The organism is Mesorhizobium sp. M0159 (genome assembly GCF_040322295.1).
Taxonomy (GTDB): domain Bacteria; phylum Pseudomonadota; class Alphaproteobacteria; order Rhizobiales; family Rhizobiaceae; genus Mesorhizobium.
In genome coordinates this window covers 1-10286 of record NZ_JAMYTF010000095.1, presented here as the reverse complement: position 1 = coordinate 10286, position 10286 = coordinate 1, and the positions used below count along the sequence as shown (strand labels likewise).

Genomic DNA, 10286 nt, shown 5'->3' with positions numbered 1-10286 from the left:
TGGGGGGGGGGCTTTATATCTGGTGGGGGGGTTGGGGGGGGTTTGTCCGCCGGCGGCGTTTCCGGCGCCACGGATATAACCGCTGTGATTGCCGGCGCGCCCTGGGTTAGCGCCGGGGGCGCGCCATTCGCAAAATCAGGCTGCCTTGCTCAGAGATCCAGCGGACGACTTGCCAGTGCGGCGGTCCTGCTCGATCTCGAAGTTGATCTTCTGGCCTTCAACCAGGGTCGACAGTCCAGCACGCTCGACTGCGGAGATGTGAACGAAAACGTCCGCGCCGCCGCTGTCAGGCTGAATGAAGCCGAAACCCTTGGTGGAATTAAACCACTTGACCGTACCTGTTGCCATTTCGATAGTCCTTTACGTTTGCTTTAGTTTGACTGGACCGAAACCCAGCCGGTTTGTATCGAGATTTTGGAGATAGAACGTCAGCAAACGCGAATATCGCGAGGCCCGGATCGATCGGCCGAAATATCAATGGACCGCATATAATATGCTTTCGCGCAAAAAACAAGACGGGGCGGAAAATGGCGCGGCGGCAACGCTGCCCAACGGCCGCCCCAATCGCGTGAGAGCGTCGCTGTTGCGCGCCTGACCCGGGAGGATCGCGTCGGCTTCGGGCGCGACCGGGTTTTGGGGAGAGGGCCCATGAAAATCGTTCTGCTTACCGCGTGCTTGACGCTGGTGGCTTCCGAGGCGCAGGCCGTCTCGCGCTACGACCCGACCCGTATGAGCTGCGGCAAGGTGCAGGCGACGATCGCGCGCGAGGGCGCGGTCATCCTGCGCTACAGATCGGCGCGCGTGCCGGGGCTGGCGCTCTACGACCGTTACGTGCGGAGCCAGCAATTCTGCGACATCGGCGAGGTCAGGGCGCGGGCCTCCGTGCCGAGTGCCGATACGAATTCGTGCACCGTCTATAAATGCAAGCGGGTGGAATTCGATCGGCGCTTCCGCCGGCGCCTGCTTCCGGACTAGGCTGGTCGAGATGGGTGCGCCGGGGTACCGGCATCACCTGAATATCAGCACACCTAAAACCCGAACGACACCTGCGCCGGGGGCGGCGGGCCGACGCGCACGCCTTCCATGGCCAGCATCTTTTCCTTGGTGGCCGAGCCGCCAGGGGCGGAAAAGCCGCCGATCTTGCCGCCGGCGGCAAGGATGCGATGGCAAGGGATGACCAGCGGCACCGGGTTGGCGCCGAGTGCGGCGCCCGTCTCACGCGCCAGCCCGGCATGGCCGGCGCGTTTGGCCAGTTCGCCATAGGTGGTGGTTTCGCCGAAGGCGAGTTTTCGCGCGGCATCATAGATCGCCAGGCGGAACTCGTCGACGCCGCTGAGATCGACCGGCACGCCGGAGAAATCGATATCCCCGCCGGCGGCATAGGCCTTGATCGACGCGATCAGCTCGGCAACCCATTGCGGCTCGGGCTTCGCTGCTTGGTCGGCGGCGGCACGGCGTAGCAGCCGGCGCTCGACCGCGTCGCGATTGCGCTGCGGCAGGCAGAGCCGGGTCAGCCCGGCTTCGCTCCAGGCGATGCCCATGAAGCCGAGCACGGTTTCGAAGACCGCGTGGCCGGCGGTGGCATGAGAGGCGTCCATGGCGTGCTCCTTTCCGGAATCCTTCGAAGTACAAATCCAGAACAATATCGCATTTCCCGGCCCGGCTCGCCACCCGAAAACGGTCGAATGCCGCGGATTGCCCGGGGAAAGATGCTGGTGTAAGGACTTCTTAACACCCGACGAACCGGACCCGAGCGCGGCTTGCCAGCAAAATTTCTCTTTCCCGTCCTAGTGGCGGTGTTGGCCGTGGCCGCTCTCAGCGGTTGCACCTCGACTTCGCCGGTGACCCCGACGCCGGCCTTCACCGAAAATACGGCCAATACCGATGCCGGCTTTACGTTGGCGCTGCCCGATACAGTTTCGGTGCTGCCGGAGCCGTCCGGCGTCGCCCAGACAGCGGCGCTGCCGATCGAGCCGGCCGCCGCCTTTGCCGGGCCGACGCCGCTGGCGGCAACTACCCCCGCCGTCATGACCGCCAATGCCCAGCCTGTTACCGCGACGCCAGCCGTCGCCATGCCGGTCAGCCAACAGACCGCGGCCATGCCCGGCGTTCAGCCGGTTTCCTACACGGTGCCGCAGAACCCGGCCGTTCTGGCCGCGACCGACCCCACCGAGGGTCAGTCGAACGCCGGCGGCCGCAGCGAGATCGAGCGGCTGATCGAGAAATATTCCGCGCTTTACCAGGTGCCGGTCGATCTGGTGCGCAGCGTCGTCAACCGCGAGAGCACCTTCAACCCGAAAGCCTACAATCACGGCCATTGGGGGTTGATGCAGATCAAGCACGCGACGGCGCGCGGCATGGGCTATGACGGGCCGGCAAGCGGCCTGTTCAATGCCGAGACCAATTTGAAATATGCGGTGAAATATCTGCGCGGCGCCTGGCTGGTCTCAGGCGGCAACCCCAAGCGCGCCGACCGGCTCTACCAGAGCGGCTATTATTACGACGCCAAGCGCAAGGGGATGCTGGGCGAAACCGGCCTCGGCAGCGATAGCCTGCGCCGCCGCATGCAGCCCGATGCCTGAGCCGCGCCCGCCGGCGCCAAACGACATCCGCCTGCGCAAGATCTTCGACGACACGCTTCTGGCGCCGCGCTGGCCCGAAGGTTTTTTCATGCGCGGCTTCGAAGCCGCCGATGCACTCGCTTTGCATACGCTGTTGACCGCGGTGTTCGACGACGGCGCCGACGGGCCGTTCGACGAATGGTGGCCGCGCATTTCGGGCGACGCGGAATTCGACCCAGCTTTGTGTTTCCTGGTCATCGACGGCAAGGGCCGGCTGGCGGGCGCGGCGCTGTGCTGGACGCGGGCTTTCGTCAAGGACCTTGCCGTGCATCCCGAGGCACGCGGCAAGGGCATCGCCGAGGCGCTGATGCGCCACGCCTTCGCCGAGTTTCGCGCGCGGGGCGCCGCGCATGTCGATCTCAAGACCAATACGGTGGAGAACGCCGCCGCCGTCAGGCTCTATCAGCGGCTGGGGATGGTCGAGGTGGATTGGGCGGGGTGAGGCGGGGCAAAGCTGGCTTCGGGTAAGTGTGTTGATATTCAGCTGAGGCTGCGACGCTCAAAGGTAACGGCATGGATCCTAGGGTCTCCGCGACGTCGCTTCGCTCCTGCTCCGCCCTAGGATGACGAAGGGCACAGTGGCATAAAGGCCAATCGCGGGCGTTGGAGATTGGCCAGAAGCCTACCCGCGCTTCGTCATCCTAGGGCGGAGCGAACGCGAAGCGGGAGCGCAGACCCTAGGATCCATGCCGTTGCCATGGCTGTAGAGCGCAGCGACCCAAGGGCCCTTATGTGATTTGACGCTGCGGCGCGCTGACCTACCCTCTAGTGCCGGAACGAGGAGACGAGCGATGCAGTCGCCTTTCAACAAGATGCGAAGCATCACGCTGGCAGCGGCGGTGATCCTTGCCGCCGCCACCGCGGCGTATGCCCATCACGGCTGGTCGTGGACGCAGGACGGGTTCTTCGAGCTCAAGGGCAAGATAATGGCCATCTATATCGGCAATCCGCACGCCACGCTGGATGTCGACGCGGAGGGCGAGGCCTGGCGAGTGGAGATGGCGCCGCCGTCCCGCACGATCGCCGCCGGCTTCACCGAGGAGGTCGCCAAGGTCGGCGACGAGGTGACCGCGATCGGCCATCGCTCGCGCGACGAGAGCGAAAAACGCATGAAGGCAGTCCGCGTCATCGTCGGCGGCAAGACCTATGACGTCTATCCCGACCGCGTGCCGCCGGCTTGAATGGACGGGTTTTTCGCCGGCATCGAGCAACTCGCCTTCGCGCGGGGACTGAAGGCCTCCTTCGTCGCCTACCCCATCGTCAATGCGCTCCACATCCTGTCGATCGGCGCTCTGCTGACCAGCGTCTGGCTCATGGACCTCAGGATCCTGGGCGCCTTCCGCTCGCTGCCGCAGGCGCCGTTCGTGGCGCTGCTGCGCCGCACCGCATTGGCCGCGTTCGGCGGTGCGTTAGTTACTGGGTCGCTGCTGTTTTCGGTCAGGGCGAGCGAGTATGCGGCAATGCCGATCTTCTTCGCCAAGATGGTTCTCATCCTTCTCGCCGGCGCCAACTTCCTTGTCTTCATGCGCGTCTGGCGCGCAAAGGGTGGTGACGAGTCGGTTGGTGGGGCCGCGGCCGTGCTGGCTGTGCTTTCGCTGGTGCTGTGGACGTCCGTGCTGTTCGCCGGACGGTTTATTGGGTCTCTCTGACGCCAGCAAGGGAGCGTCCCCACCGCGATGCCGACGGCATCTACCATTCTGAGGCTCCGAACGGGGTTCGCGCCGCCCCAACCTGCCAAGGACCGTTCGCACTCGGCCCCTGCAACATCCTGTGATCTGACGGATTTGCTTTACTCCTGAGAGCAGGACGCAGAGCTGGCGGGAGCAGCTGCAGTATGGGGATGCTGCCACTATGAGAGCGGTCTCCTCATGAGCGAGCAATAATTTTCTCTTGCGTTACAAGTAAACTGGTCCTCAAATCGTAAAAATGGGGGTGAGTTTGTTGAGCGAGCGCCATTCGTCGAGCGACGAGTAGATCGCCGTCCCAACAAAATTTTTCTCGACACCAAGGTTGGGAACGGAAGCCGTCCGCAGGCGCTCGGCTGAAGAAATTGCTGAATTAGATCTAAAATAGCGAGAAGCGGTATGGAAAATAGCCAAAGTTTCTATATTTGCCTATATAGAGGCGAAAACGGAAAGAATTTAGGCCATGCGTTATCAAATTCTGCAGATTTCCCGGAGAAAATTAGCAAAGATGTAACGATAGATCAGGTAAATGTTGGAACAAATTTCGGAACTATTTTCGATCTGTTTTGCGAATCTATGTTAGGATACATGGATATACTTCCTTTCATAGCAATTATAGGGTCAGTAATCACTGATGGAATCCAGAATGCCGAACTCACAGAGTTTTGTGAAAGCAACAGCGTAAATACGATACGTCGTGACCAGAGTGACATATTTGAAATTGGCGTTAACAATTACTCTGAGTATCGATCGATAGAAGTCCGAAGAAAGTCTGCTCAGCTTGTATCAAAACAAGTTCCAAAAATGTTGCTAATAGGAATAGTTGGAAGCCTTGATCATTATCTCGCGCAGATAATGAAAGAAATACTAAAGAAATTTCCTGCAATGATTTCCGACAGTGACAAAACTATATCGGTTAGAGATATTTTTAAGTCTGGGTCACTTGAGGAGTTCAAAGATTTCTTGCTTGATCGAGAGATTGAAAGTGTAACACGAAGTTCCTTCGAAGATCAAATTGATTGGATAGAAAAGCGCCTGAATATCGCTAGAAAAATAAAGGATGACTACGCTAACTGGCTTAGCCTAATTGAGGTAATAGAGAGGAGGAATCTGTTTGCCCACGCAAATGGACTTGTAAATGACATTTATATTAAGAGCCTTAACGCGTCAGGGAGCGAAGCTGTTAAAATGAAGAAGGGCGATGAATTGTTCGCGTCTCCCAAATATTTTAAGGCTTCTTTGGATAACATTTGCGAGTTCGGAGTGAAAATACTTCAGGTATCTTGGAGAAAGTTGCACCAAAAGGAAACAGCTCTAGCCGACGATTCTCTTGGGGACTTTGGATACAAATTGATCGAGCGTGGGGAATACAAGCTGGCGTCTGCAGTGCTCGACTTCGCCGTGAACGGTTTGCGGGGAAAGACGGTAGAGGCTAGAAGGCGTATGGACATCGTGAACTTGGCGAACGCCTACAAGCTGGACGGTCGAGAGGCCGAAGCAATGAAGACCTTAGACGCTGAGGATTGGACAATCGTAAGTGACCAATTTGCGATAAGCGTGGCGGCGATAAGGGGCGACATAGCTACCGTTTTGTCGTATATGCGGAGACTTTCTCAGAGCGGCGAATGGGATGGCAATACTCTGGAAGAGTGGCCTGTCTTCGTCCACGTTCGGGATGACCTGCCATTTAGAGCCGAATTTGAAAAGTTATTTGGCCGCAAATATGTTCCTCAGGAAACAAATAAATACAAGTTGATAAGGAAAACTATCCGAAGATCACGCTCTGGCCCATCTTCAAAAAAGACGGATAGGACATCTACCAGAAGGCAGCCTAATTTAGTTCTTATCGAAGGTGAAAAAAAATAAGTCGCTGTGCCTGCGGAGAGTTATTGTGTTCTGATCCGAGCGATGCCTTCGAGTTGCTCGTTTTTTGCCGCCCCAAGTCTGTGAAATGGCTGAGCGAAGCAAAGCGGGGCCTTATTGCCGGCAGCGCCCCCTCTAGCCTGTCGGCTGTCTCCCCCAAGGGAGAGAGCTTGGCTAATCGCCTAAGCAAAATACTCCTGCAACGGTCGCACTTCCAAACTCCCCGCCCTCAGGGCCGCAATCGCCTCCGCCACCGCAGCAGCCCCCGATAGCGTCGTGTAATACGGCACTTTCTGCATCAGCGTCGCCCGGCGCAGCGATTTTGAGTCCGATACCGCTTTCTGGCCATCAGTCGTGTTGAAGACAATCTGCACCTGGCGGTTGCGGATGGCGTCCTCGATGTGCGGGCGGCCTTCCAGCACCTTGTTTATCTTTTCGGCCGCGACGCCGTTTTCGGCGAGGAAGCGGGCGGTGCCCGAGGTGGCCAGCACTTTAAAGCCCTGGCCGGCGAGGCGCTTGACCGCCGGCAATATGCCTTTCTTGTCCTCGTCGCGCACCGAGACGAACAGCGTGCCCGCGCGGGGAAGATCAACACCCGCCCCGAGCTGGCTCTTGGCGAAGGCGAGCGCGAAGTCGCGGTCGAGGCCCATGACCTCGCCGGTCGAGCGCATTTCCGGGCCGAGCAGGATGTCGACGCCGGGGAAGCGAGCGAAGGGGAATACCGCTTCCTTGACCGCGATGTGGCCGGGATTGCGTGGGTCGGGCATGGCGCCGTAATGGGCGAAGGCGTCTTCCAGGCTTTCGCCGGCCATAATGCGGGCGGCAATCTTCGCAATCGGCCGCCCGATCGTCTTGGCGACGAAGGGCACGGTGCGCGACGCGCGCGGGTTGACCTCGAGCACATATACGGTGCCGTCCTTGATCGCATATTGCACGTTCATCAGCCCGCCGACATTGAGCGCGCGGGCAAGCGCTGCCGTCTGGCGCTCGAGCTCGTCGACAAGCTCGGAGGGCAGCGAATGCACCGGCAGAGAGCAGGCACTGTCGCCCGAATGGATGCCGGCCTCCTCGATATGCTCCAAAATGCCGGAGACGTAGGTCGACCTGCCGTCGCACAGGCAATCGACATCGACCTCGATGGCGCCCGACAGATAGGTATCGAACAGAAGCGGGTTCTTGCCGAGCAGGGTGTTGATCTGGCCGGTCTTGTCGTTGGGATATTTCTGTTTGATGTCCTCCGGCACCAGGCCGGGCACGGTGTCGAGCAGGTAGGATTGCAGCATGCTCTCATCGTGGATGATCTGCATGGCGCGGCCGCCGAGCACATAGGACGGGCGCACCACCAGCGGGAAGCCGAGCTCGCCAGCGACAAGGCGGGCCTGCTCGACCGAATAGGCAATGCCGTTCTTCGGCTGGCTGAGGCCGAGCTTGTGCAACAGCTTCTGGAAGCGGTCGCGGTCCTCGGCCAGATCGATCATGTCGGGCGAGGTGCCGAGGATCGGGATGCCGGCCTTCTCCAGCGCATCGGCGAGCTTCAGCGGCGTCTGGCCGCCGAACTGGACGATGACGCCGACCAGCTCGCCGGACGCCTTCTCGGCGCGCAATATCTCCAGCACATCCTCCGGCGTCAGCGGCTCGAAATAGAGCCGGTCGGAGGTGTCGTAGTCGGTCGACACGGTCTCCGGGTTGCAGTTGATCATGATCGCCTCGAAGCCGGCGTCGCGCAGCGCAAACGCGGCGTGGCAGCAGCAATAGTCGAATTCGATGCCCTGACCGATGCGGTTGGGGCCGCCGCCGAGGATGACGACCTTTTTGCGCGATGAGACCTGCGCCTCGTTCGCGAGCGCGCCGGCAAAGGGGACCTCATAGGTCGAATACATGTAGGCGGTGGGCGAAGCAAACTCGGCGGCGCAGGTGTCGATGCGCTTGTAGACGGGATGAACGTCGAGCTTGTCGCGAATCTTCTGGATCTCTTCGACGTCCTTCCTGACCAGGGATGCGAGGCGGGCGTCGGAAAAACCCATCGCCTTCAACATGCGCAGATTGGCGGCGTCCTCGGGGATGCCGTGCTCGCGGATGCGATCCTCCATGGCGAGGATGCCGGCGATCTGCTCGAGGAACCACGGGTCGATCTTGCACATGGCGTGCACGTCTTCCAGCGAGGTGCCCATGCGGATCGCCTGCGCCACCATGCGCAGCCGGTCCGGCGTCGGCGTGCCCAAGGCGGCGCGGATGGCGTTGCGGTCATCGACATGGCTGGCCGGCGCGTTCCCGTGGCCGATGCCGGGGATCTCGATTTCGTCCAGCCCGGTCAGGCCGGTTTCCAGCCCGCGTAGCGCCTTCTGCAGCGATTCCTGGAAAGTGCGGCCGATGGCCATGACCTCGCCGACCGACTTCATCGAGGTGGTCAGCACCGGCTCGGCGCCGGGGAATTTCTCGAAGGCAAAGCGCGGGATCTTGGTCACGACATAGTCGATGCTCGGCTCGAACGAGGCCGGCGTTGCTCCGCCGGTGATGTCGTTCTCGAGCTCGTCCAGCGTGTAGCCGACGGCGAGCTTGGCGGCGATCTTGGCGATCGGAAAACCGGTCGCCTTGGAGGCGAGCGCGGAGCTGCGCGAGACGCGCGGGTTCATCTCGATCACCACCAGACGGCCGTCGGCCGGGTTGACGGCGAACTGGACGTTGGAGCCGCCGGTCTCGACGCCGATCTCGCGCAGCACCGCGATCGAGGCGTTGCGCATCATCTGGTATTCCTTGTCGGTCAGCGTGAGCGCTGGGGCGACGGTGATCGAATCGCCGGTATGCACGCCCATCGGGTCGATGTTCTCGATCGAGCAGATGATGATGCAATTGTCGGCCTTGTCGCGGACAACCTCCATCTCATACTCCTTCCAGCCGAGCACGCTCTCCTCGATCAGCACTTCGGTGGTCGGCGAGGCGTCGAGGCCGGACTGGACGATCTCGAAGAATTCGGCGCGGTTGTAGGCGATGCCGCCGCCTGTGCCGCCCATGGTGAAGGAGGGGCGGATAATTGCGGGCAGGCCGACATGGTCGAGCGCTTGTGCTGCAATCGCCATGGCATGGCTGATATAGCGCTGCTTGCGGTCGCCCTCACCGAGGTTCCAGCGCGTTTCCAGAGCATCGAGCGCGGCGTCGAGATTTTCGGGCTTTTCCGCCTTCAGCGCGGCGCGCTCGGCCTCGTGCGTCTTGCGGTCGGCATTCTTGACGTCGGTGGCGTTGGCCAGCATCGACTTCGGCGTTTCCAGGCCGATCTTGTTCATCGCCTCGCGAAACAGCGCGCGGTCCTCGGCCTTGTCTATTGCGGTGGCGTCGGCGCCGATCATCTCGACATTGTAGCGGTCGAGAACGCCCATGCGGCGCAGCGACAGAGCGGTGTTGAGCGCGGTCTGGCCGCCCATGGTCGGCAGCAGCGCGTCCGGCCGCTCCTTGGCGATGATCTTGGCCACCACTTCGGGCGTGATCGGCTCGATGTACGTGGCGTCGGCCAGTTCCGGATCGGTCATGATGGTGGCCGGATTGGAATTGACCAGGATAACGCGAAAACCCTCTTCCTTCAGCGCCTTGCAGGCCTGGGTGCCGGAATAGTCGAACTCGCAGGCCTGGCCGATGACAATGGGGCCGGCCCCGATGATCAGGATCGACTTGATGTCGGTGCGTCTTGGCATGTCGAGGGTCCGTTCGGCGGGCGGCTTGCACAAAAAGCCGGACGGGATGACCCGGCCGGTTGTGCTCGCGATTCTGGTATCAGGCTAGGAGGGCCTTATAGGGAAGAGTTTTGCCGGATGTAACCCCCTAAAATGCGGCTTTGTGCGGGGCTGCCTGAGCAAACAAGCGTCTCGTTCCGTCGCGCCCCCCTCTGTCCTGCCGGACATCTCCCCCACGCGGGGGGAGATCGGCCTTCACCTTTGATTTCGCCAATCGCCAACCTTAAAAAGAGGCGCCGTCAGCGAAACAGCCAATCTCCCCCCTCGTGGGGGAGATGTCCGGCAGGACAGAGAGGGGCGCTGTCCCGCCGGCGTCTCGAATCTATCTAGCCTCCCAGCGCCAACTGGTCCGTGATCTCGAAGCGTTCGGAAGCACCGACGCGGATCATGTT

9 protein-coding genes are annotated in these 10286 nt (G+C 60.8%); 6 read left to right on the top strand and 3 right to left on the bottom strand.

The window, feature by feature from the left end; translation table 11 throughout:
* Window positions 1-135: 135 nt before the first annotated feature.
* Window positions 136-348, bottom strand: coding sequence for a cold-shock protein (locus tag NKJ32_RS34470; RefSeq protein ID WP_023678332.1), 213 nt, complete (start codon window positions 346-348; stop codon window positions 136-138).
* Window positions 349-648: 300 nt separating this feature from the next.
* Between NKJ32_RS34470 and NKJ32_RS34465 the strand changes: the two genes are divergently transcribed.
* The gene (locus NKJ32_RS34465) at window positions 649-975 is read left to right on the top strand and encodes a hypothetical protein (protein WP_352567947.1); all 327 of its coding nucleotides are present in this window, start codon (window positions 649-651) and stop codon (window positions 973-975) included.
* Window positions 976-1028: 53 nt separating this feature from the next.
* Here NKJ32_RS34465 and NKJ32_RS34460 read toward each other — a convergent pair whose 3' ends face one another.
* On the bottom strand, window positions 1029-1598 hold the full coding sequence (locus NKJ32_RS34460) for a methylated-DNA--[protein]-cysteine S-methyltransferase (protein ID WP_352567946.1): 570 nt from the start codon (window positions 1596-1598) through the stop codon (window positions 1029-1031).
* Between the two features lie 207 nt (window positions 1599-1805).
* Between NKJ32_RS34460 and NKJ32_RS34455 the strand changes: the two genes are divergently transcribed.
* The 5 genes from NKJ32_RS34455 (at window position 1806) to NKJ32_RS34435 (ending at window position 6172) form a co-directional block, all read left to right on the top strand.
* Window positions 1806-2582, top strand: a complete 777-nt coding sequence (locus tag NKJ32_RS34455; RefSeq protein ID WP_352797526.1) for a transglycosylase SLT domain-containing protein — start codon at window positions 1806-1808, stop codon at window positions 2580-2582.
* Window positions 2575-3063 (top strand): GNAT family N-acetyltransferase, encoded by a 489-nt coding sequence (locus tag NKJ32_RS34450; RefSeq protein ID WP_352797523.1) that lies wholly within the window; start codon window positions 2575-2577, stop codon window positions 3061-3063. Before NKJ32_RS34455 ends, NKJ32_RS34450 begins: the two co-directional genes overlap by 8 nt.
* A gap of 349 nt (window positions 3064-3412) precedes the next feature.
* A complete protein-coding gene (locus tag NKJ32_RS34445; RefSeq protein ID WP_352797521.1) occupies window positions 3413-3802 on the top strand; it encodes a DUF6152 family protein in 390 nt (129 codons plus the stop codon).
* A complete protein-coding gene (locus tag NKJ32_RS34440; RefSeq protein ID WP_352830361.1) occupies window positions 3803-4270 on the top strand; it encodes a hypothetical protein in 468 nt (155 codons plus the stop codon).
* 435 nt (window positions 4271-4705) lie between these two features.
* On the top strand, window positions 4706-6172 hold the full coding sequence (locus tag NKJ32_RS34435; RefSeq protein ID WP_352830358.1) for a hypothetical protein: 1467 nt from the start codon (window positions 4706-4708) through the stop codon (window positions 6170-6172).
* 179 nt (window positions 6173-6351) lie between these two features.
* Here NKJ32_RS34435 and carB read toward each other — a convergent pair whose 3' ends face one another.
* Window positions 6352-9855, bottom strand: coding sequence for a carbamoyl-phosphate synthase large subunit (gene carB / locus NKJ32_RS34430; protein ID WP_352830355.1), 3504 nt, complete (start codon window positions 9853-9855; stop codon window positions 6352-6354).
* Between the last annotated feature and the right edge of the window lie 431 nt (window positions 9856-10286).